This is a genomic window from Collinsella sp. An268, assembly GCF_002159765.1.
In the GTDB taxonomy this organism is placed as follows: Bacteria; Actinomycetota; Coriobacteriia; order Coriobacteriales; family Coriobacteriaceae; genus Coprousia.
The window spans coordinates 15224-38271 of the sequence record NZ_NFJH01000007.1 but is presented as its reverse complement, the minus strand read 5'-3'; the positions used below and the strand labels follow the sequence as shown (position 1 = coordinate 38271).

The window sequence follows — 23048 nt, the reverse complement described above, 5'->3', positions numbered from 1 at the left end:
CGCAGGTTGTCAAGCCAGTGCCCCCGCCCCACCAAAGGGAGCGAGGCGCTCTCAGCGGACGCGCCTTCCCCACGGCGACGGACCCGAGCTCTCCGTACGGCGGTGCGCTATGATGGTCGCAACGGCCACGAGGGTTGGGGGAGCCTATGGATGCCCGTCTGCGGGAGCATGGTGTGTTGCTCTGTGCGTGCGATGCGGACGAGGAAGCCGCTGCGACGGCTGCCGTCGCGGCGCGTCGTGCGGGGTACGAGGTGCGACGCGAGAACCTCGCCCCGACTTCTAACCAGCCTTGCGACACCCCGTGTGACATCACGCTCTGCGTGGTGCTCCTCTCCGAGGAGGCTGCCGCCGCGCCCGGTTTTCTCGAACGTGCCAACGCCCTCGCCGAGCACATGCCGGCGACCATTCCCGTCCGGCTCGACGGCATTACCCCGGAGCGGTGCGGTGCACCCGGCTCCCCTATCCGCGAGCGGCACTGGGCGGACGCTCGGAACCATCCGAGCATCTGGCAGGAGATCTTCCATTCGCACGTCTGGCTCTACCCCGCCTACGACGACCTCGCCGCCCGTACGGCGCGCTGGGAAACCTGCGGGCGCGACGACAGCTTTCTCATGCAAAGCGTCAACCAGGCAAAGCAAGCCTGTGCCCTCATCGACGAGATGCGCGACGACTCCTTTCAGCGCCCGTCCGACGCCATGGTCCGGTACGCGCATGCCTCCCACACGTTTGCGCGGCGGCAGCGGAAGCGCACCCGCCGGCACAGCCTCGTGCTCGTCGCGGCGATTGCAGCGGCGGTCGCGACGGTCGTCATCGTGCGCGGCGTCGTAGCAGCGCACGTCGAGCATGCGGTTCAATCCGCGCAGTCGGCCTACAGCATGCGTCTCGAGACTGATCCAGCGTTCTTTTCCTTCCAAACGTATTGCGCCATGAGGGATGCGGGCGGGGTCGAGCCAGAGCAGGTGCACGCCCTCACCGCGGGGCTTGAGCGCCCGTGGGCGATGGGCATCTTGGGAACGGAAGACTTCAACGCCGGCGGCTGGCAGGGCGAGGGCGTCTTTGCGCAAACGGGGGCGCAGTATTGGGTGCGCGCGGATGGCGGGACGCTCCAACAGTGGAACATCCTCGCGTTCGAACCCGTCAGTACTATCCGTGTGTCGTCCTCAGACGCGTTCGTCTTCGACGTGACGGCCGACGGCGCAGCCGCCGTGGTGGCCGATGCCGATGGCGTGGCCATGATCGACCTTAAAACCGGGGAGCGCACAGCGCTTGACACGGCGTGCACCGATAGCGTCGCCATAGCGTGCAGCGAGGACGGCAGCCAGATCGCCGTACAAACCGCAAGCGCGATTGCGGTATACGAAAATGGCGCGCGAGCGCGCGAGATCGACCTCGCCGGGACGGACGTCTTGGCGCTCACCCGCGCCGCGGCGGGCCTTCGGGCGCTCCGTGCGACCTCAGCGGAAGCGGCGGGCACCGCGACAACGGCCGAAGAAACCGCCGCCGGGGAAACGGTGCAGCTCATCGACCTTACCATGGGCGAAGTCGTCGCGCAGGCGCCGCTTCCCGCTGCCGAGATACTCACGGGAACCATCCTACCCGCAGGCGAGGCGCTCGTATGTTCGAACGGTACCGTCTCGCGCCTCTCTGCCGCCAGCGCGCTCGAGCCCGTGGGATTCACCACGCGCGACGCGCCGTCTGCCCTCGCGTCGGACGGCAACGTGCTGGTGGTGGCCACCGAGCAAGACGGCGTGCAGGTGGTCGACCTCGCCACGGGCACGGTACTCGAGACCATCGCGCGCGACCTGGCGGGCGTCTGCTATCTTTCCATCTCGGACACCGGCGTCGTGGCCTGCGGAAACGGCTTTGTTACGAGCATCTGGTCGCTCCTGCCGATTGCACCCGACATCGCCACGGTCTCTGGCGTCACCTCGGCGAAAACCACCTATGCGGCAGAAAGCGCAACAGCGGAGCTCGCGGACGCCGAGACGCTGCGCATCGCGCAACCAGAATTTGCCTTGGGTGCGTCTGGAAGCGCATCTGACGCGGCCCCGGAGGCAGTCGAGGGAGATTCCCCCGTGTCAGCCACCCAGCCCACAACGCTCGATATACCACTTGCTCCGTACGGCGACCTCGGCACGGCAACCAGTGTGTGCATAGCTCCGTATGGAGGTGCGGTCGCCCTCGGTTTTGACACGGGACACGTGCTTGTGTTCGACCTCGCGTCAAACGGACAGGCGTACCTGTGCCGCGCTTGGCAGGTGCCGACGGCGGATGGCGTGGAGCAGGTGGGGTTCTCCAGCGACGGCGCGCGACTTATAGTGGAGGCCGCCGGTCGCTGGTGGCATCCCTGGTCTAACAGCGGCTGTACGAGCATGGAGGGCCTCGTCTCGCTGCTGCGCGCGCGACAGCCCAAGCGTTGGCCGCTCGCACAGTGGCAGACGTTTCCCAAAGACGTTCGCCAGCAATTGGGAATGATGTGCGCAACCGCGGCGCCGGCGGAACGGTAGGGGTCACCATGGCGTATCTCTTTATCTCGTACCCGCGCCGTCAAGCCGAGGTGGTCACCCGCCTGCAAGCGCTTCTCGAGGCACGCAGCATTGAGGTCTGGCGCGACACCGAGCAACTGCGTTTTGGCACCGCGTGGGATTCCCGCGTGACGGCGGCGATTCGCGGGGCGGCCATGGTCGTGCTCTTTCAGTCGGAGGATTGGTTTGCCTCCGGACCGTGCCGAAGCGAGGCCGACCAGGCGCGCTACTACCACCGGCCCATCGTGACGCTCTCAGCGCACGACGAGGCGCTCGATCTCGAAGCGGCAGCCGCTTTTGTAGCCGGTCGGTTTGCCGCGCGCCCGCCGGAGGGCGACGTGGTGGCCGACCTTGAGGTACAAGCTGCGCAATGGGCGGAGGGCGGACGGCGGGTGCGCGACCTTGCCCGTCGCCAGAACCTGCGCCGTTTTGTACCTCTGACATCCCGCGCGGACACGGTGACGGAGTTGGCGGAGGACTTTGTGCGCCAGTCGCGGCGTTGGCGGCGGATCGTGCGCTTAGCGCTTGCCACGCTTGCGGTGGGCGTCATCACAAGCGGGGCGTTCGTGACGCTCGGCGCCTATCAGACGGCGCGCGTCGACGAAGCCGATCGGGCCAACGGCGCACTGCTTGCGCAGCGCGCGACGTTTGAGGCCGCACTTGCCGCTAGCCCCTACGCCGGTGCCGAGGCGGCGCTTGCCGAAGACGCATCGTCGGACGGATACACGACACTCGTCGACGCCCAGCAGGCGCTCGAGCGGTGCGTGCCGGTGGCTTACATGGCGGGAGGTGGGGCACCCACCGCGAGCGGGGCGACCGTGGATGCGGAGGCGTTCGCCTTCCCCGAGGCGGGGCGTGCCGAGGCGAGCGGCGCGGGCTGGTACGCCACGAGCTCCCCCAACAGGAGAAACCTTTACGTGAGGCGGACGGATGCCGCCGGCGCCGTCTCCGCAGCCCCCGCGGTGACGGTCGCGCTCGACGCACCGTGCGATGACATAGTCGCCTCACCCGACGGGCGCACGCTTGCGGTGGTGACCGCGCGCGGTGTAGAGCTCTTCGACCCCAAGCTCGGCACGTGCTTCACAGAACTCACGGGGGCACCGACTTCAAAAGGCTGCGTGCTCGCATGGAGCGCAGACGGCGAGCGTCTCGCTATGCGCGCGCCCGACGGTTCTGCGGCGGTGTGGGAGCCGCATCCCCGCACGACGGTGACCGCACACACGGGGCTCTGGTTCATGGACGGGGTGTCCGCCGTGGGCGGCGCGCAGGCGGTCTTCCTTGCGCGCGATGGCTCGCTTGCCGTAGTGGATGCAACGACGGGCGAGCTGCTCGGTACCGAGACGTGCCTGGTGGATACCCTGACGCTGGCAACAGACATCGCACCGGGCATCTCGGCAAACGAGGTCTACGTAGTGGGTGCCGATACTGAGGGAGCACCGCTGCTCTGCCTGGTAGATCTTACCGCGCACACGGCACAGCCCGTTGCGGTGCCGGAGGACCTTGCACCACTCTACGTCGCCACCTCCCCTGAGGCGGGGATCATGGCGCTGAGCGATGGGGCGCAGACCGTGGTGCTCGATCTCGCCAGCGGAGAGGAGGAGCGGCGTATCGAGGGCGTTTCTGTTTCCGCGCTCGCCGTTGACGTGGAGGGCCGCGTGTTTATCGGCAGCTTGGGCGGTGGCGGACTCTCGGTGGTGGAACCCGGCTCGATCGTACCGGCAAAGACCGAGGCGGTCGGCATCGACGGGATTTCGAGCACCTCTCCGACGCCGGGGGCCTCACCGCGGGCGCTCGCCGTGGGTGCCACGCATGCCGTGAGCGTGGGCGATGGCTTTGCGGAGAACGGCTCGCTTGCGTTGACGAATGTCGATGGATCGTGGCGACTCACGACAGGCTACCTTGCGTTCTGGACACCTACGCAGGCACAGCAGGCCCGGGCACTCGCCGTCTCGCCCGATGGCTCGGTCTTTGCCGCTGGGTTTTCCGACGGCACGGTGGCGTTCCTGCGCGAGAGCGACCTCTGTCCCGGCTCGACGGTGCGCGAGCAGGCAAGTGAGGTGCGGGCGCTGGCGTTCAGCCCGGATGGCTCGGCAGTGATCGCAGCCATGCGCGACGGCACCATTGCACGCGTCACCGTCGACGAGGGCGCTTTTGATATCGCCACGTTGCACGAGCGACTGCAGCAGCGGCTCGATACCGCTCGCGCGCTCGGGCTGAGATAAGACCATAGGGAGACCGGCGATGGGTCCGTAAGAGGGCCGCAGGTGCAGGCGCAGCGCCTCAGAGCGCGGTCGCGCAGAGCTCACGGACGGCCGCAGCGCACGGTTCCTCGTCCGGTCCCTCCACCGTGATGATGAGCTCGTCGCCCGCGCGCGCATCGAGCCCCATGAGGGCGACCATATCGCGGGCATCCGCCTCATTGCCGCGCGTCGCCACGGCGATGGCGCTCGCGTGGTCGAGCGCGCAGCGGCAGAGCTGCGCGATGGGCCGCGCATGCAGGCCCTGCGGCGATAGGATGACATGCGATATGGTGATCATAGGTGAAACCCTCCGCCTCGTGCCTGCGCTCTTCTTGACAATACGTCTATTGTAACGCGCCCAGCGTACCGCCGACGCGCCCAGCGAAAGACGATGGCGGCGCGGGCGCGCCGACCGTTAGCGCGCCGCCGCGACGGCCGACAGGCGCGCGGCGAGCGCACGCACGCGCGGATCGAGCCGGGCGGGACCCGGATTGGCGAAGAAGCGCGCCGTGCAGGCCATGACCTCGCCCGTCACGACCAGGTTGTTCTCCCTGAGCGTCGTCCCCGTAGCCGTGATGTCGACAATGCGATCCGAGAGCCCCACGATGGGACCGAGCTCGATATTGCCGTGCAAGGCGATGATATCCGCCGTGATGCCGCGCCCCTCGTACCACGCCGCGGCGATGCGGGGGTACTTGGTGGCGACGCGGAGACTCCCCCGCTGCGCGTAGGCGCGCTCTGCCTCGCCGGCACGGTCGGCGCTCTCCGCCTCGATGAACCGGCAGGCACCGTAGCCCATATCGAGCAGCTCGAGCTGGTCGAGACCCGCCTCGATGAGCGAGTCGCGTCCGCACAGACCGCAGGCGGCGCCTCCGCAGGCTACAAAGGCGGGTGCATCGGAGGCGCGCACGATCACATACTCCACCGGCCCCACGTGCCCGCCGGGCGCTCCCGGCGCGCAGTCGGCGCCGCGCACGATAAGGCGCCTGCCCGGATCGCGCAGCTCGTCCACCGAGAGCCCCGCCGCCTCAAGAGCCGCAAGCGTGTCCGCAAACAGCGACCCCTTGGGCACCGCTATGCGCAAGGGGTCCTCGTCGCAGGCACCGCCCGATGCCGAGCAGCGTCTCCGCGACGCGGCGCGCGCCGCCGCCAGTTGCTCGAGCGAGAAGGCGAAGCCAGCGGCGGGCACGTGCGGCGCGGCTGCAAACGCACCCTCGAACGTGGCGTCGTACCGACCTCCCGACCCCACGGGGTCGGCAAGCCCCGCCGCATAGACCTCGAGCACAAGACCCGTGTAATACGCAAACGAGCTCATGACGGAAAAGTCGAACGTGAGGGGCGCAGCGTCTACCCCCGTCCGTGCGAGCTCGTCCAGAAGCGCGCGCAGCTCGTCTGTGGACCCCGTGCCTGCGCCCGCCGCCGCACTCAGGGCGTCGACCTCGTCGAGCACCTCGACGCCGCCCGCCAAGCGCGGCACCTGCGAGATGGCCCGCGCAAGCTCCGGTGCAAGCCCCGCCTCGGCCACGCGCTCGTCCAGGTCGACCAAGTTGTTGGCGTGCACGAGGGCGAGCGCGTCACGGGCGAGCTCCGCATCGTTGGCGTGCGCCAGCAAGGCCGTAAAGGGGCGCACGCTCCCGCACACCAGGCGCACGTCGGAAATGTCGAGCGCCTGGAGAGCGGTGAGGACGAGCCGCACGGCCTCGGCATCGCCCACCGCCCCCCCGGCGCCGATGAGCTCGAAGCCGAGCTGGGTGAACTGGCGCGCGCCGCCCGCCAAGCGCACCCGCCCTCGCACCACGGGCGCCTCGTAGCGCAAACGCAGCGGCAAGGCGGCCTCGCGCAGGCGCGCCGTCACGAGACGCGCGACCGAGCGCGTGTTGTCGGGGCGCACCACCATGAGGCGCCCATCGTCATCAAACAGCTGAAATGGCGTCTCTGCGGCGCGGCCCCGCCCTTCGAGCGCCGCACGGTCCTCCAGAAGCGGCGTTTCGACCGGCAGGTAACCCGCCTTGCGCAATACGCGGCGTACGGTATCGGCGATATCCTCGCGCACCAGCGCCTCCTCGGGCAGGATATCGCGAAATCCCCTCGGCGTAGCTGACATTACCAGGGCCTCCTCGTCAGGCACCGTGCGGGAAGAGATTCGGCATGCCCCGCACGGACAAGCGACAATCGTTCGCGATACTTTAGCATACTGGAGTGCCCTATGCGGAAACCATATCCCTTCCGGTAACACGCTGGACATAGGTATACTGGTGCGCATGACGAAACGCGAAACCATACCCACCTCCCCTGCTCGGCGCGCCGCGCTCATGGGCGCTCTCACCGCGCTTGCGCTCGTTGCCGGTTACGTGGAGGTGCTCGTGCCGCTTCCCGTCACCGTGGCGGGCGTGAAGCTCGGCCTCGGCAACACCGTGGTGCTCTTTGCCCTCGTGCGCTTGGGGGCGCGCCCCGCCGGCCTCCTCATGCTCGCCAAGGTGCTCTGCTCGACGATTCTCTTCGCCAACCCGCAGATGTTCGTCTTCAGCCTCGCGGGCGGCGTGGTCTCTTGGGCCGTTATGTCGCTTGCGTGGCGCAGCGGCCTCTTTTCCGTCCTCGCTACCTCGATTCTCGGCGGCATAGCGCACAATGCCGGTCAGCTGCTTGCGGTCGCACTCGTGCTCTCGCCCCATGTCGCCCTCGTCAACGCGCCGGTTCTGGCCGTGGCAGGCCTTATCTGCGGAGCCGCCGTGGGCCTGCTCGTGCACGCTATCCTGCGCGCCGTACCCGAGGAGAACCGCCATGCCTAATCAGCCTGAGACCCCTGTGTCCCTTCGCACCGCCGCTACCTGCACGCGCCGAGCCTTTGCGGCGCGCGCCGGGGCCCTGGGGGCGGCGCTCGCCCTCCTCGCCGGCGCGCCGCTCGTCGCCGGTTGCGTGCGCGAGAAGACCGAAGGATCGGGCGCTGCGGGGCAAGGCGACGCCGCATCTGAACCCGCGACGAGCTCTACCTTTGCCTTCGACACCTATTGCACGTTCTCCATCTACGGCGACGACGCCGCGCCCGCCCTCCTCGCCCGGGAGTGCGCGCGCTATGACGGGCTATTCGACCTGTACGACGCCGAGAGCGATATCGCGCGCGTCAACGCCGCCGGCGGCGCGCCCACGCAGGTGGATCCCGCAACGGCCGAGGTCGTCGAACGGGCGCTCACCTTCTGCGCCGAGGCAGACGGACGCTTTGATATCACCATTGGCGCCGTCTCGCGCCTCTGGGATTTTGAGGAGGGCGTCCGCCCCACCGACGAAGAGGTCGCGGCGGCACTCGCCCACGTCGACTGGCGCGGCGTGACGGTCGATACCACCGACCCCACCGCTCCCACCATCACCCTCGCCGACCCCGCGGCAGCGCTCGACCTCGGCGGCATCGCCAAGGGGTTTATCGCCGACAAACTGGTGGAGACCCTGCGCGCCGAGACCGACGCCACGGCCGCCATCATCTCGCTCGGCGGCAACATCGTCTGCTGGGGCGAGAAGCCGGACGGCACGGCCTGGAGCGTTGGCGTGCGCGACCCTAATGACCCCGGCGGCACGGCCACCGTGGGAACGGCGCGGTTGTCGGTGGGTGCAGGCGAGGCGGTCTCGCTTGTGACGAGCGGCCTCTACGAGCGCACCTTCGAGCTCGACGGAGTCACCTACTGGCATATCCTCGACCCCGCAACGGGCATGCCCGTCGCTACCGACACCGCGAGCGTGACCGTGGTATCGCCCTCGTCCACGCAGGCAGACGCTCTCTCCACCACGCTCTTTGTGGACGGCAGCGTCCGCGGCGCCGAGGTCGCGGACGCCTATGATGACACGGCGGCGTACTTCATCCTTACCGACGGCACCGTCCGTGAGAGCGCGCGCTGGGACGCGCTGACGGACTTCGAAGCGTAGACCGGCGCGTTACCGCCGCCGGCGCCGCGCCGCGACGAGTACGGCGACGCCACCGAGCGCGCTCGCAGCGCACCACGCAAAGGCGGGATCGCCCGTGGCGGGCATACCCTGCGCGGTGCCGCCGGCCTGATTGCCCCCTGTCTGGCCGCCGTCGCCACCGGTCTGGCTGCCGTCCCCGTCTTCCGTCGAGCCACCGGGCACGGTGGGCTCATCCGGATCCGGCTCGCCCGTCTGTACCACCGATCCGTCTTCGGCAAGCTCTGCGCCACTCGAAACCGTCTCCTCGGTACCGTCCGGCCGCGTCACCGTAAAGCTCCCGTTGCCATCGGGCGCCACGGTCGCGCCCCCGGGCAGCTCGGCAAGCTGGTTCTCGCTATCCACCCGCGAGTCCCCGGGCAGGGTGACCGACGAGCCGTCGGGGAACACCACCGCGCCGCCCTCTGCGGGAAGCACTACGAGACCGGCATCGTCCTCGGTCGAGCCCGTGGGGAAGGTGATGCTGCCGTGCTCGTCTGCAAAGGACGCCACGCGCACCTCGACGATCGCGGACGCCGCATGGTTTCCATCGGCCGACGCCGCGAGGCGCACTTCGTACACGCCGGGCGCCACCGAAACGGCATCGCCGGTCGCGGCCGTCCAGGTATCCGTACCCTTGAGCCGCCACTCGGCGCCCGCGGGCAAATCGCTGAGCGTACCGCCCGACCCGACCACGGACTCCGCAATGCCGGTGACACCTTCGGGCGCCTCCGTGGGCGCGGCCGCAATCACGGTCTCGCCCTCCCATGAGGTCCCATCGAAGTACACGCCGTCCTCAGCCGGACGCGCCGGCAGCTCGGCCCGGAGCTCGTACGCGCCCGCGTCGCTCGGAAGGCCCGCCTGCCACGCCGCATCATCGGCCGCATCGGCTGTGCGCCACGACCACATGACCTTCGCTGTAGCATCCTCGTCCCCATACGCGGCCGTCACTCGCCCGGACAGGTCGAGCGGCTCACCCGTATAAGTGAAGCCTTCGGCCGGGAGGTCGACCGCAAGCGTCGTCTCACCCGGCACCGGCTCGGGCTCCGGCTCGGTAAAGTCGAGCGTCACCGCGCGCACCGCAGCGACCGTTGCGCCCGACGCCGTCTGCACAACCACCCGCGCAGGCAGCGTTACCGAGCCGGCCTCCGGCACCGCATCGCACGAGAGGCGCAGCACCGCACCCGACGTTTCGAGCGCACCGTCCGCATCCGCAGCGATCGCACGGACGTAGTCGCCCGCGTCGCTCACCGCGGCACCAGAGAAATCGGCGTCCCCGGTCCCTGCGAGCTCCACGGTAAGTCCCTCGAGCCCCGCAGCCGCGGGATCGAGCAGGTCTACCTGCACGGCCGTCGCGCCCTCAAGAAGACCGGACAGGTCGAGCGCCACCATGGGCCGTCCCTCCGCGTCCTCGACGCGCGTCGCCGTAAGCACTGTGCCCTCATCGCCGCCGGCAGATGCCTCGGCATCAGTCAGACGCGTGTTGATGCCCCCGTTGGTCAGGTACGCCATAAGCTCGAGCGCATCTTGGTAGTCAACGAGGTCGTCGCCGTTCAGATCGCCCGCGAGCTGCTGCATGGCATCGAGGCCATCGCCGGCATCCCGCGCCGCCCCGGCCGTCGCCGCCACCCGCGCGCGCGACACGCCGCCGCCTGCTTGCGCCGCCGCCATCGCCGCCGCGTCGGCCACGTCGACCGCGCCGTCCTCGGTCACATCGCCCGGTACAAAGATGTTTACCTCGGCCCCGCTCACCGGGTCGCGTAGCACCGCCCCGGTGGGAATCACGTCGCCGTCCTTGAGCTCCCGGTCACCGTAGAAGAGTTCCCAGCCCATCTCGTCGAGGAGCTCGTAGTAGTCCTCGGTAAAGACGCTGCCCGACGGCATCAGCAGGTCGTTCAGGCCCACGGGGTCCTGGATGGAGCTTAAGATGTGCTCCTGCCCGGGGAAGGTCTCCGCCACTTCAAACCGTTGCGCCGTCACATTGCCGTCCTCGTCCTGCACCATGAGGTAGGCCGTGCCGGTGTTGAGCGCATCGACCGAAATCTCGGTATCACCCGTAAAGGTGTAGCGCCCGTTCTCGTCGGGCTCGAGGCCGTCGATGCTCACCTGGATCACGTTGGAGCCCTCCTGCGTCTCGACCCACGCTATGCAGCGCTGGCTCTCCTCGGCCGTCTCGACGCTAAAGATGCTCGTGATGCCCTTGTAGGTCCGCTTGACCCACGAAAGGGTGTCGTACATGCCGCCCATCAGGTACTTGAGTCCAAAGCTCGACCCCTTGTCCCACACCTGCTCGATCGCGGTGCTGACCGCCACGTCCGTGAGCGACGGCCCTGCGTGATGATCAATCTCAAAGTCGGTGGGAATCTCCGCCGTCGAGCCCTCGAGCGTGGAGATCACAGTATCTTCCAGGTAATAGCGGATGTCTATGTTGGCCATGATCTGCAGCATCGTATCGATGCCCGCCCCAAGGCCCTTGTTGGCGCCGATCGCCACCATGATCTTGTGCGTGATCTCGGCGTTCTCACCCGCCTGCACCATGGACGACTTCCAGATGACGTTGGTGGTGAGCGCGACCATCAGCCGCTCGCCGGGCTTGAGTTCGTCAGCCTCTATCGTTGCACCTTTCCCGAGCTCCTCGGTGGTGAGTTCGGTCCAGTCTTGCGCGTCCTCAACCGCCTCGTCGCTCGTGAGGTGCGTGTACTGCCCCTCAAACTGCGAGAGCTCTTTGATCCTGTGCGAGACATTGTAGATAGTGCGGTCCGAGACGTTCTTGAGCTCGTAGAGCACGGTGTAGGGCTCGTTGTAGTAGGCCGCGTCCGACAGGTGAATGGTGAGCCGCATGTCGCTGCCGGCATAGACGTGCAGCGGCTCGGCGCTGCGGAAGGTATAGGCAAAGGGCGCACCGAGCTCTTGGAACATACCCGTGAGCGAGGCCTCGAGCGTAAAGTCGCCCGCGCTGTCGCCGCGCACGTACCAGTCGACCGTCTTGGTCTCGAGGTGGCCGACGGTGCCGACCTCCTGCTCCGCCCTCTGCTCACCTGTGGTCAGGCTGGCGAGCGTAAGACCGCTCGGCAGGTTAAGCGCGGCGGTGCAACCGGCAAGTGTGTCGGTGTTGGACATGTTGACCACAATGAGCTGGACGTGGAACATCTCCTTCAGCCACTTGACCTCGCCCTGCGTCACGAGATAGAGGTACTCGTTGATACGGGTGACCTTGGTGGGCGCCTCTTCCTCCGGGTCGCTCACGGTGATGGTCATGGGCCTATCGTTGCCGTCCTCGTCCTGCTCGACGCGCTCGCCGTCAAAGACGGCACCGACGGTCTCGCCTTTCTCGTTTTTGTAGACGTAGGTATCAAACCCGAGGTCGATGCCCTCGATACCCTGATTGAAGCGGATTGCCCCACCATATTGGTAGACGTGGTTGTTGTCGGGGTCGGAGGTGTCGATGCCCGCCGCCTCGATCTCCTCTCGCGTCATCTCGCGACCGGTGAGCTCACCCTGGACGAGCGCCTCAGGCGAAAGGCCGATGTCGGGCACCTCGACCTCGCCCACCGCAAAGGTGTACGTAAACCCGCGCACCTGGAACTGACTGTACTCGACCGTGATGTCATACGTCCCCGCCGGGGCAAAGAGGGCCGCGCGGCCGAGGTCCTCGGTTGTGAGCTCTTGGGACTCGGCCGAGCCGCTCGTGGGCGTGAGGGTGATGGTCGCGCCCGTGAGCGGCTCGAGCGTCTGAGCGTTAACCACCCGGAAGGTGGCGAAGGTGTAGTCGGGATGCGCCTCAAAGTCAGGCTCGAGCTGGGCGATCACGCCGTCCTCGCGCACAGCGCAACGGTCGCAGACGCGGTGGTGCGCGCCGGCGGCAAAGTAGGTTGCCGGCGTGTCGACGATCCAGTCGCCGTAGCTGTGACCGAGCGCGTCGACCGTCTCCACATCGGTGCGGTCGTTGCAGCGACTGCAGTAGCGAGAGCGCTCGCCGGGCTCGGTGCAGGTGGGCGCGGTGTCGATCACATAGTCGCCGTAGTCGTGGCCAAGCGCATCCACGGCCTCCACATCGGCGCGGTCTCCGCAGCGCTCGCAATGGTGCGAACGCTCGCCGGGCGTGGTGCAGGTGGGCTCGGTGTCGACGGTCCACTCATCGGCGTAGGCATGGCCGAGAGGCGCGATCTCCTCGGCGGCAGACGCCACCTGGCAACGCGTGCACACCCTATGCCCCAATCCGGGCTCCGTGCAGGTCGGCTCGGTGTCGACCACGACCTCGCCCGAGAAGTCATGCCCGAGTGCCTCGGGGTAGGCGCGCTCGTCGATCGCCTCACACCAGCAAACGCGCTGCTGCGCACCAGGCTCGGTGCACGTAGGCTCCTTGACCGTCGTCCAGTCCCCATACTCATGCTCGTGCGTCATATCATGAACACACGTGTATCCCCGCGGCTCGGCAAACTGGCAGGCAACCGAGTTTTTCACACAGTGGACCGTCACGCCGTCGAGTGTGTTCGACTCATCAATGAGCGCAACAGATGCGGGAAGGTACAGATCTCCGATGCCCGCTCCTGTCTCGTCGTCATTCGAACACGTGAAGACCTGAGAGCCGATGGAAGTAACGGTATCGGGAATATGCAGCTCAGTAATACCCGCACCATCGAAGAGTGTATCGGGAAGCGATGCGATACCCCCACCAAACGTAACGGACTCGATGCCGAAACTACCCTCAAAGGGGTTTGCTACCGACGCCTCATCCAAACCAAGACCTGCTGAGATGTGGACGGAGCGCAGGTCGGGCATATGCGCAAAGGCATTATGCTCGATGATGGTAACGGAATCCGGGAGAGCAATCTCCTCTAGTCCGGCAACATAACTAAATGCGTCATACCCGATCTTGGTCACGCCGTCAGGGATGACAACATTCCCGATGGAACTACCATTACCAAACATGAAGTGAGGGATGACCTCTGTCCCCTCTTCAAAGATGACCGTATCGATCGTAGCGCCCAAAAAGCCACCGACGCCCCCGCCTTTCGTAATTGACGAGGGAATGACCAACTTTTGCACGTTCAGGTTTTCAAACGCGGCCGTGCCAAGGTACTCAACACCATGCCCTAGGTCAACGCTCGATATCGAAGAACAGCCCGAGAACGCCCCAAGCCCAATTTCCTTCACGGAATCGGGAATGACCACCGAGGTAACACTGGTCTGATCTTGAAACGCCCAGCTTTCAATCTTGGTCACACCATCGGGAATGACCACGTCGCCGCCCGGGCCCACGTACGCGGTGAGCACGCCGTTCTCGTCAATCACGAAGTCGGACGACTGGTCATCCTGCAGGACCGCCGCGCTCGAGTCTTGCTCCCCTGCTTGGGTGGCGCCCTCTTGCGCGTCGGTCCGAGCAGCGCTTTCCTGCAAGCTCGCTTGGCCGTCTGCCTGCTGCGCGGCCCACACGGCCGCCGGTGCGCACACCGCGACCCCCATCAGAAGCACGGCGAGCGCCGCACGGATCAACCCGGTTCGGTTCATGGTATCCCCTTCCCAGCCAGCCACAGAGATATGGCTGGTCACGATACCCATCCATTGTATCGGCGGGGTATCCGCGACCAGGGGAGGGGAGGTTACTGTTTATGACATCGAACGGATCGTTTGTGACAGGTTGCAAGCGATGGAGCGCGAGACGCGTCAAACCGCAGAAACGGAGACGGGGCGTGGGGCGTCACACAGCACGCCACGCGACGACACCGAGCGCTAAAACTCGCCGATCATCCGCACCTCGGGCTCGAGCTCCACGCCAAACTTCTCGCGCACCGTATCCTGCACGTGGGCGATGAGCCCGCGAACGTCGGCGGCGGTGGCACCTCCCGCGTTGACCACAAAGCCGCAGTGCTTGGTCGAGACCTCGGCGGCGCCCACGCGCGCACCGGCGAGACCGGCGTCCATGATGAGCTTGCCGGCAAAATAACCCTGCGGCCGCTTGAAGGTGGAGCCGGCGCTCGGCAGCTCGAGCGGCTGTTTCTCCTCGCGACGGCGCTGGTAGCTGTCCATGTCCGCCCGAATCATGGCGCTGTTGCCGGGCGCGAGCGCAAAGGTGGCAGAGATGACGACGAGCCCCTCGCTCGCCACGCGGCTCTTGCGGTACCCCATGCCCAGCTCGTCACGCCCGAGGGTGCGGACCGTCCCACGCAGGCGCGCACCGCCCTCGTCGGGACCGCCCGGCACGTAAACCGTCACCGATTCCAGCACGTCGGCCGTGCAGGCGTCGTAGGCGCCCGCGTTCATGAAGCACGCGCCGCCCACGGTGGCAGGGATGCCCCAGAGTGGCTCCAGACCCGAGAGCCCCGCATCGGCCGCCGCGAGCGCCACGTCGCGCAGCAGCGCGCCCGCCTCGGCAGTCACACGCGTGCCCTCGACCGAGATGCCGGAGAAGTTCTCGCGCAGAAGCACCACCACACCGCGGATGCCGCGGTCACCCACCAAAAGGTCGCTCCCGTTGCCCACCACGGTCACCGGCACCCCGGCGATCGCGCAGGTATCGAGCGCTTTGACGAGCGCCTCGGGGGTCTCGGGCGTTACCAGCACATCGGCCGGACCGCCGATCTTGAACGTGGTGTGCCGGCTCATGGGCTCGACGAGCGCCACGTTGTCCTCGCCTACCGCCATGGCGAGCGTGCAGATGACGTCCTCGTTGAAGCTATCGTAATCGTGCATGGATACCCCTTCGGGTCGCTGCGTCACGGAATCGCCGCCCGACAGTGGACGGCAGCCGCCCCCGATTCTACCCCAGCGGGGCAGCGCGGCGCAGACGGCGCCGCTCCGTCACATCTCCAACTCGTAGGGAAAGACCTCGGCAAGGTAGCCGCGCGCGGCGAGGGCGGCCTCGATCTCATCGAGGGCCTCCTCGGTGTCCGCCATAATCCGGTGAAAGTGATATCCCGAGGTCACCGTCATGAGCGGACAACTCTTGCCCGAACGGATCCCCTCGAGGTAGCGCTCCACATCCCGGCGCGTGCGCACGTTGAGGTCGGCCGAGATCATGCCGTACACGCGGTGGTTCACCATGACGTTCAGCACCGTTCCGCCCAAGTCGACGATGCAGGTGAGTTCATCGCCGAGCTGCTCGGGGGTGTGGTGGACCTTGACGAGCCGCGTGGGCACGGCGGGCGCGCTGCCCTCACGGAGCACGTACCCGCGACTCGTGGCGACGATATCGCGACCGTCCGCACGCAAAAGCGCGATATCCTGCACCACCACCTGGCGGCTCACGCCCACCTCGCGCGCGAGCGCCCCGCCCGAGAGCGGGAGCTCGGAGGCGCGCAGCAGCTCGACGATGCGCTCGCGGCGCCCCCGCCCCGACCCGGCGCTCATCGCGCGTCCTCCGAGAGCGGGTTTGCATCGGCAGACGCCTCGTCGAGCAGGCGCAGGTGCTTGAGCGAGATGTCGAGGATGGGTGCGGAATGCGTGAGGGCGCCGGACGAGATGTAGTCGACCCCGAGGTCGGCAAGGGCGCGGATGCTCCCGGCGTCCACGTTGCCGGAGCACTCGGTGCGCGCGCGGCCGTCGATGAGCGCGATGGCGCGCGCCATCTCGTCGTGCGTCATGTTATCGAACATGATGATATCGGCGCCCGCCTCGACCGCCTCGCGCACCATCTCGAGATTCTCGCACTCGACCTCGACGGTACAGGTGAAGGGGGCGCGCTCCCGGGCGGCCGCCACCGCCTCGGCCACGCCGCCCGCGGCGTCGATATGGTTGTCCTTGAGCATCACCGCGGTCGAGAGGTTGTAGCGGTGGTTGTGCCCGCCGCCTGCGGCCACCGCCGCTCGCTCGAAGGCGCGGAGCCCCGGCGTCGTCTTGCGCGTGTCCACCAAGCGGGTGCGCGTTCCCTCGAGCGCCGCGGCCATGCGGCGCGTGTAGGTGGCGATGCCGCTCATGCGCTGCAGGAAGTTGAGGGCCACCCGCTCGCCGGAGAGCAGCACCCGGGCGTCGCCGCGCACCGTCGCCAGAAGCTCGCCCGGCACGACCTCATCGCCGTCTGCCACCCGCGCCTCCACGCGCGTCGCCGGGTCGAGCAGCGCGAAGACGCGCTCGAACACGGCAAGCCCCGCAATGACCCCCGGCGCCTTGGCGATCAGATCCACACACGCGGGCCGCGCCGTCGGGCAGACGGCGTCCGTGCTCACGTCCTCGTAGGTGATATCCTCGCGCAGGGCGCGCAACAGCACCTCGTCACCGTGAAGGCGCATATAGATAGGGTCCATCGTCAGTCCTTTCGCACTGTTCCGTCCGCTCCGCACAGTATATCGATTGCGGCTCCGGCAACGCCCGTCGAGCGGTGGCGCCCGTCGAGCGCGGGCTCTCCGATCTCCTCAACCGCAAGCGATGCGCCCGTGGCGATGCGCGCCGCCGCGCGCCGGGCGAACACGAGCGACTCGAGCAGGCTGTTGCTCGCCAGCCGGTTGGCACCGTGCACGCCGTTGCAGCTCGTCTCGCCCGCCGCAAAGAGCCCGGCGAGCGACGTTGCCGAGTCGCGGTCAACATGGATGCCGCCCATAAAGTAATGCTGCGTGGGGACCACGGGCACGGGCCGCTCCAAGATGTCGATGCCCTCCTCGTCCTGGCAGTGCGCCCGGATGTTTGCAAAATGCGTGCGCACGACCTCTGGCTCGACCGGCGCGAATGACAGCCATTCGTGGTCGGTGCCGTCGGCGCGCATCTGCTCGCGGATCGCCGCGGCCACCACGTCGCGCGGCTGCAGCTCGTCGCAGAAGCGCTCGCCCTGCCGGTTGAGCAGGACCGCGCCCTCGCCACGGCAGCTCTCCGAGATGAGGAACGTCCGCCCGGGTTTGGTCGAGTAGAGGCCCGTGGGGTGAATCTGCACGTAATCGGGGTTCTCGAGCGCGATGCCGTGCTCGTGCGCGATGACGCACGCATCGCCCGTGAGCTGTGGGTAGTTGGTCGAGTGCGCGTACACGCCGCCGATGCCACCGCAGGCGAGGATGGTCGCCCGCGCCCGGATGGCGCGCACCTCCCCCGTCGGCCCGGCGCTACCTGCCGCCGCAGAACACGGCGGGGCGACGCGCAGCTCCTCGACCGTCTGCGTGGACTCCTCCTCGTTCACGCGGCGCACCAGAGCCCCCGTGCAGCGGCGCACGCCCGTAGTGGCGTCGCGCTCCTCGATGACGTCGATGAGCGCCACGTGCTCCCAGATCTCCACGTTGGGCAAGCGGCGCACCTGGGCGAGGAGCTTGGTCGTGATCTCGCGGCCGGTGATGTCGGCACGGTAGCAGATGCGCGGTCGGGAGTGCGCGCCCTCGCGCGTGAAGGCGAGCGAGCCGTCGCGCTCGCGCTCAAAATCGACGCCGAGCGCCACGAGGTCGTTGATGACCGCACGGCTCGAGCGAATCATGATGTCCACGCTCTCGCGGCGGTTCTCGCCATGCCCAGCGCGCAGGGTATCGTCGAAGAACGCCTGGTAATCGCCCGCCTCGGGAAGCACGCAGATGCCTCCTTGGGCGAGCATGGAGTCGCACTCGTCCACCGCTCCCTTGGAGAGCAGGACCACTCGATAGGTTGCGGGCAGGTTGAGCGCGGCATAGAGCCCCGCCACGCCGCAGCCGGCGATGAGCACGTCGCAGGCCGTCTCCTCCGCGCGCACGCCTGCCACCGCTACCGCCCCGCCAACTCGAGCATGCGGTCGAGCGCGCGCTGGGCGGCAACCGCCTCAGGCGACGCCGCGTCCAGCACGACCTCGCCCGCGCCCGTCTCGAGGCAGCGAGCGACCTTCTCGAGCGTCACCGAATCCATATCGGCGCAGGTAAGCGGCGTAGGAGGGAAGATGAAGCGCTTGGTGGGGCAACGCCGGGCGAGCTCATAGCCCACGCCTCGCACGGTAAGTACGATGAGCTCCTCGGCCGGGCTCTGCTCGGCATAGCCGATGATACCCGCCGTCGAACCGATATAGTCCGCCTCGGCAAGCACCTCGGCGGTGCACTCGGGATGCGCGAGGACCGGCGCCGCGGGATGCCCCGCCTTGAGCGCGCGCACCTCGGCAAGCGCCACCGCCTCATGGCGCGGGCAGCAGCCGTCGTTCAGGATGATGTCCTTCTCCGGGACCTGCTCGGCCACATAGCGTCCGAGGTTGCGGTCGGGGATGAACAGCACGTGGCGCTGCGGGAGCTCCCGCACGATCTTGACGGCGTTGGAGGAGGTCACGCACACATCGCTCGCCGCCTTGGCAGCCACGGTCGAGTTCACGTAGCACGCCACGGCGAGGTCGCTCCCCCACCGCTCCCGCGCCCGCGCAATGGTCTCGGGGCGCACCATATGGGCCATGGGGCAGTCGGCGGCGGGTTCGGGCATGAGCACCGTCTTTGCGGGGTTCAGCAGCTTGACGCTCTCACCCATGAAGGCGACGCCCGCAAGCACCACCGCCTGCTGCGGCAGCTCCACGGCGAGCTTTGCCAGGTAAAACGAGTCTCCCACATAATCGGCCACGGCCTGGACCTCGGCCGGCGCGTAGTAGTGCGCAAGGATTACGGCGTCGCGCGCGGCGGCGAGACGGCGCACCTGCACGGCGAGCGCATCGGCGCCCGGCGCGGCGGAGCGCGATGACGGCTGTCGGTACTCCATACGTCCCCCTGAATGACAACGGTTGATCGCGGGCAAGTATGGCACGGTTGCCGCAAGCTGACAAGACACCTGACAAGACAGCTTCATATGTTCGCGGAATCCAGCCCTGAGCCCCACAAGCGGGCGTGCGTGCCGGCGCGCGGTTGTATCTCGGCGCGAAAAAGGGGTATAGTGGCGCTGCACAGTTTCAGGGTTGGGTGAAATTCCCTACCGGCGGTAACTGGCGGAGCGGCGGGACGAGATTTCCGTCGCAAGCGCGCCAGAAGCCCGCGACCCGCGCGAGCGGCTGACCCGGTGAGAGTCCGGGGCCGACGGTACAGTCCGGATGGAAGAAACGGAGGCTTCCTTATGCACAGCTCTATCGACACCAAGAAAATCGCCCTTGCGGCACTCTTCACGGCGGCATCGCTCGCCTTGAGCTTTATCCAGATTCCCATCTTCCCTGCCGCCCCGTGGCTCATGTACGACCCGTCGGGCATCGTCTGCCTCATCGCGGCGCTCGCCTTCGGCCCCAAGATGGGGGCGGCCGTCGCCATCATCTCGTGGCTGCCGCGCGTGTTCCTCGACCCGTTTGGCGCACCCATGGGCATGGTCTCGACCTGCGCGCTCATCATTCCCGCGGCGCTCATCTTCCGCACGCACCGCACCCGTGCGGCGAGCCTTGCGGGCATGATCGCCGGCGCCGTGCTCTCCATCGCGGTCGCCTGCGTGCTCAACCTCTTTGTGACGCCGCTCTACACCGCCGTCTCCATGATGGATGTGGTGGCGATGATCATGCCCATCCTCATCCCCTTCAACACGCTTAAGATGGTTATCAATGTGGTCGCCGGCCAGGTGCTCATCGCCCCCGCGCTGAATGCGCTGGGCGCACCGCTTACGAGCAAGCGGGCGTAGCGCCGACGCGCGTACCGGCAGGGCGGGGTTCTTCCCGTACGAGGAGCCCGATAGCGGGGCGCACCCGCAAGGGGATACGCACAGCACGATGACGAGAGGCAGGCAGGTGGAAGCGAGCGACGCGACGATAGGGCAGATCGTCCTGCGTGATGTGCACGTGCGGTACGGCACGGCGGGCGAGAGGGCCGGAAGCGCGCCCTCGGCCGCCGCCGACGCCGCACTCGACGCCGCAGCCGATCCCGACGCGCCCGAAGCGCTCGCCGGCGTCTCGCTTGCCATCAACGCGGGCGAGCACGTCTGCATCCTCGGGGCAAACGGATCCGGAAAGTCGACGCTCGTCCAGCTCATCAACGGCTTGATCTGTGCGTCCGAGGGATCGGTCGAGGTCTTTGGCCTCAACGCGGGCGACCCGGCATCCGCCGCTGCCATCCGACGGCGCGCAGCCATGGTCTTTCAGCATCCCGAGGACCAGATGGTCACGAGCATCGTCGCCGACGACGTTGCCTTTGGCCCCGAGAACCTGGGGGTGCCGTCGGCTCAAATCGCCGCGCGCGTCGATGCGGCGCTCACGGCGGTCGACATGTCCGAGCACGCCCAGGCGGACCCGGCCGACCTCTCGGGCGGCCAGCAGCAACGGGTCGCCATCGCCGGCGCGCTCGCCATGGAGCCCGAGGTGCTGCTGCTCGACGAACCGGCCGCGATGCTCGACGACGCCGGCAGACGGGCAATCCGGGACATCGTGCGCAGGCTGAACGCGCGCGGCATCACCATCGTCCACGTGACGCACTTTATGGACGACGCCCTCGCCGCCGGTCGCGTGATCGTACTCGAACAGGGCCGCATCGCCCTCGACGGCACACCGGCAGAGGTCTTTCAGCATCGCGAGACGGTGCATCGCCTCGGCCTCGAGCTGCCCTTTGCCGAGGAGCTCGCCTGGACGCTCGAGCGCAACCTGCCCGCGCTCGGCCCCCTGCCGCGCGAGACGGACGCGGCGACGCTCGCGCAGGAGCTTGCCGAGCGCATCGGCAGCCACGCCGTCAGCCTGCCGGGGAAACCCGCCGGCTCGCACGTGCCCGACCGCACGGCGCCGTCCGCGCAGGCGCCCGCCATAGTCTTCCGCGACGTGTCGTTCTCGTATGTGGATGAGCGCTCTGCCCGCAAACGGCATCTGCTCCGGCGGGGCCTTGGCCGACGCGGGCGCGCCGGTGCGCCCCTCGCCGTCGAAGGCCTTGCCTTTGACGTTCCGCGCGGGAGCCTCACCGCGCTCGTGGGATGCACGGGCGCCGGAAAGTCCACCACCGTTGAGCTCGCCTGCGCGCTCAAGCTCCCCCGCACAGGAAGCGTCGAGCTCATGGGCATCGCTACCGACGACCTCTCTCGACGGCGCGAGCTGCGGGCGCAGGTTGGCTACGTGTCGCAGCTCCCCGACCGCCAGCTCTTTGCCGAGACCGTTTTTGACGACATCGCCTTTGGCCCCCGCAACCTCGGCCTCACCGAAAAGGAGGTGCGCGGGCGCGTGGAAGAGGCGCTCGCGCTCGTCGGGCTTTCCGCGACGCCCGAGATGCTGCGACGCTCCCCCTTCGCCCTTTCGGGCGGACAGCAGCGCAGCGTCGCCCTTGCCGGCGTCCTTGCCCTGCGCACGCCCATCCTCATCCTCGACGAACCGATGGCGGGGCTCGATCCCCAGGGCCGCAGCCGCATGCATGCGCTCATCCGGCGGCTTCGCGCCGACGGCGTGACCATCCTTATGGTCACGCACAGCATGGACGACGTGGCCGAGCTCGCCGATCGCGTTATCGTGCTGGCGCGCGGGCGCGTGGCGGCGCTGGGCAGCCCCCGCGACGTCTTTTGCCCGCCGCACAGTCCCGCACCGGGGCTTCCCGCCGCGCTCGCGTTCGCCCGGCGCCTCGGGCAGGCAGGCGCACCCCTCCCCCACGAGCCGCTCACCCGCTCCCAGCTCGTCGCAGAGATTGGCGGGCTCGTTCGCCCTCACACGGCGGAGGCATCGTCTGCTGAGGAGGTGTCGCATGGCGCTGCGCGTTAGCATCGGGCAATATTACTCGGCAGACTCCGTCATCCACCGCCTCGACCCGCGCATCAAGCTCACTGCCACCGTCGTCTTCATGGTGAGTTGCTTTTTTGTGTCGAGCGCGGCGACACTCGCCCTGGCCGCAGTGGCAGTCGGCGCGTGCATCGCCTTGGCCCATGTGCCTGCGGGGCGCCTGCTCTCGCAGATCAAGCCCATCGCGCTCTTTTTAGTGGTCACCTCGGTTATCAACCTGTTCTTTGTGCAGACGGGCGACCTTGCCGCGAGCCTCGGGCCCATCCGCATCTTCACCGGCGGCATCGAGGCAGCGCTCCTCTACACGCTCCGCTTCTTCTTGCTGCTGCTCGCGGGATCGCTTCTGATGCTCACCACCCAGCCGGTCGCGCTGACCGACGCCGCCGAAAAACTTCTCGCTCCGCTCGAGCGGTGGGGCGTCCCCGTGAGCCAGGTCACGCTCATTCTTTCGATCGCGCTGCGCTTCGTGCCGACGCTCTCGCAAGAGACGAGAAACATCGTTGCGGCCCAAACGGCGCGCGGAGCCGATCTTGAGGGCAAGGGCGCCATCGCGTACGCACGCGCGTGCGTTCCCTTGCTCGTACCGCTTTTCGCCAGCGCCCTGCGCCACGCGGAGAATCTCGGGCGCGCCATGGAGGCGCGCTGCTACACCGGCGGCGCGGGCCGCACGCACTATCACGAACTCAAGCTCGTTGCCCGGCGCGACCTGCCGTTTGCCTTCGGGGTCGCGCTGTATCTCGCAGCGCTCGTCGCTCTCTCGCTGCTCGCGTAGCTTATTTGGGG

The 23048-nt window shown here is 67.8% G+C and carries 15 protein-coding genes and 1 riboswitch; of the genes, 7 read left to right on the top strand and 8 right to left on the bottom strand.

What is annotated here, in order from left to right:
* Positions 1-146: 146 nt before the first annotated feature.
* Complete coding sequence (locus tag B5F70_RS06735; protein WP_087204810.1) at positions 147-2507, top strand: hypothetical protein; 2361 nt, start codon at positions 147-149, stop codon at positions 2505-2507.
* Positions 2508-2515: 8 nt separating this feature from the next.
* Positions 2516-4747, top strand: coding sequence for a TIR domain-containing protein (locus tag B5F70_RS06730; protein ID WP_143753936.1), 2232 nt, complete (start codon positions 2516-2518; stop codon positions 4745-4747).
* Positions 4748-4805: 58 nt separating this feature from the next.
* Here the strand turns inward: B5F70_RS06730 and B5F70_RS06725 are convergent, their stop codons facing one another.
* Both B5F70_RS06725 and hisG read right to left on the bottom strand, forming a co-directional pair.
* A complete protein-coding gene (locus tag B5F70_RS06725) occupies positions 4806-5063 on the bottom strand; it encodes an HPr family phosphocarrier protein (protein ID WP_087204808.1) in 258 nt (85 codons plus the stop codon).
* A 117-nt stretch (positions 5064-5180) separates the two neighbouring features.
* The gene (hisG, locus tag B5F70_RS06720; protein WP_087204807.1) at positions 5181-6869 is read right to left on the bottom strand and encodes an ATP phosphoribosyltransferase; all 1689 of its coding nucleotides are present in this window, start codon (positions 6867-6869) and stop codon (positions 5181-5183) included.
* Between the two features lie 157 nt (positions 6870-7026).
* Here hisG and B5F70_RS06715 point away from each other — a divergent pair, with 157 nt between their 5' ends.
* Together B5F70_RS06715 and B5F70_RS06710 are read left to right on the top strand one after the other, a co-directional pair.
* The gene (locus B5F70_RS06715; RefSeq protein ID WP_087204886.1) at positions 7027-7554 is read left to right on the top strand and encodes a Gx transporter family protein; all 528 of its coding nucleotides are present in this window, start codon (positions 7027-7029) and stop codon (positions 7552-7554) included.
* Positions 7547-8680 (top strand): FAD:protein FMN transferase, encoded by a 1134-nt coding sequence (locus tag B5F70_RS06710; protein WP_087204806.1) that lies wholly within the window; start codon positions 7547-7549, stop codon positions 8678-8680. Before B5F70_RS06715 ends, B5F70_RS06710 begins: the two co-directional genes overlap by 8 nt.
* A gap of 9 nt (positions 8681-8689) precedes the next feature.
* Here the strand turns inward: B5F70_RS06710 and B5F70_RS06705 are convergent, their stop codons facing one another.
* The 6 genes from B5F70_RS06705 to nadA all read right to left on the bottom strand — a co-directional run bounded on the left by B5F70_RS06705 (position 8690) and on the right by nadA (position 19309).
* Positions 8690-14206 carry a leucine-rich repeat domain-containing protein gene (locus B5F70_RS06705; protein WP_158094955.1) on the bottom strand — a complete coding sequence of 1839 codons (5517 nt, stop codon included), beginning with the start codon at positions 14204-14206 and terminating at the stop codon, positions 8690-8692.
* Between the two features lie 222 nt (positions 14207-14428).
* On the bottom strand, positions 14429-15388 hold the full coding sequence (gene murB, locus B5F70_RS06700; protein ID WP_087204804.1) for a UDP-N-acetylmuramate dehydrogenase: 960 nt from the start codon (positions 15386-15388) through the stop codon (positions 14429-14431).
* Positions 15389-15496: 108 nt separating this feature from the next.
* The gene (locus B5F70_RS06695; protein ID WP_087204803.1) at positions 15497-16045 is read right to left on the bottom strand and encodes a transcription repressor NadR; all 549 of its coding nucleotides are present in this window, start codon (positions 16043-16045) and stop codon (positions 15497-15499) included.
* Positions 16042-16938: a carboxylating nicotinate-nucleotide diphosphorylase gene (gene nadC / locus B5F70_RS06690; RefSeq protein ID WP_087204802.1), complete on the bottom strand. Its 897-nt coding sequence runs from the start codon at positions 16936-16938 to the stop codon at positions 16042-16044. Before nadC ends, B5F70_RS06695 begins: the two co-directional genes overlap by 4 nt.
* A 2-nt stretch (positions 16939-16940) precedes the next feature.
* Positions 16941-18344: an FAD-binding protein gene (locus B5F70_RS06685; RefSeq protein ID WP_241145929.1), complete on the bottom strand. Its 1404-nt coding sequence runs from the start codon at positions 18342-18344 to the stop codon at positions 16941-16943.
* Between the two features lie 2 nt (positions 18345-18346).
* A complete protein-coding gene (gene nadA / locus B5F70_RS06680) occupies positions 18347-19309 on the bottom strand; it encodes a quinolinate synthase NadA (RefSeq protein WP_087204801.1) in 963 nt (320 codons plus the stop codon).
* A gap of 179 nt (positions 19310-19488) precedes the next feature.
* A riboswitch (FMN riboswitch) is annotated at positions 19489-19650 on the top strand.
* 7 nt (positions 19651-19657) lie between these two features.
* Between nadA and B5F70_RS06675 the strand changes: the two genes are divergently transcribed.
* The 3 genes from B5F70_RS06675 to B5F70_RS06665 all read left to right on the top strand — a co-directional run bounded on the left by B5F70_RS06675 (position 19658) and on the right by B5F70_RS06665 (position 23037).
* On the top strand, positions 19658-20203 hold the full coding sequence (locus B5F70_RS06675) for an ECF transporter S component (protein ID WP_087204800.1): 546 nt from the start codon (positions 19658-19660) through the stop codon (positions 20201-20203).
* Between the two features lie 88 nt (positions 20204-20291).
* Positions 20292-22247, top strand: a complete 1956-nt coding sequence (locus tag B5F70_RS06670) for an energy-coupling factor transporter ATPase (RefSeq protein WP_087204799.1) — start codon at positions 20292-20294, stop codon at positions 22245-22247.
* Positions 22231-23037: an energy-coupling factor transporter transmembrane component T gene (locus tag B5F70_RS06665; protein WP_087204798.1), complete on the top strand. Its 807-nt coding sequence runs from the start codon at positions 22231-22233 to the stop codon at positions 23035-23037. The genes B5F70_RS06670 and B5F70_RS06665 overlap by 17 nt, the downstream gene beginning before the upstream one ends.
* The last annotated feature ends 11 nt before the right edge of the window (positions 23038-23048 follow it).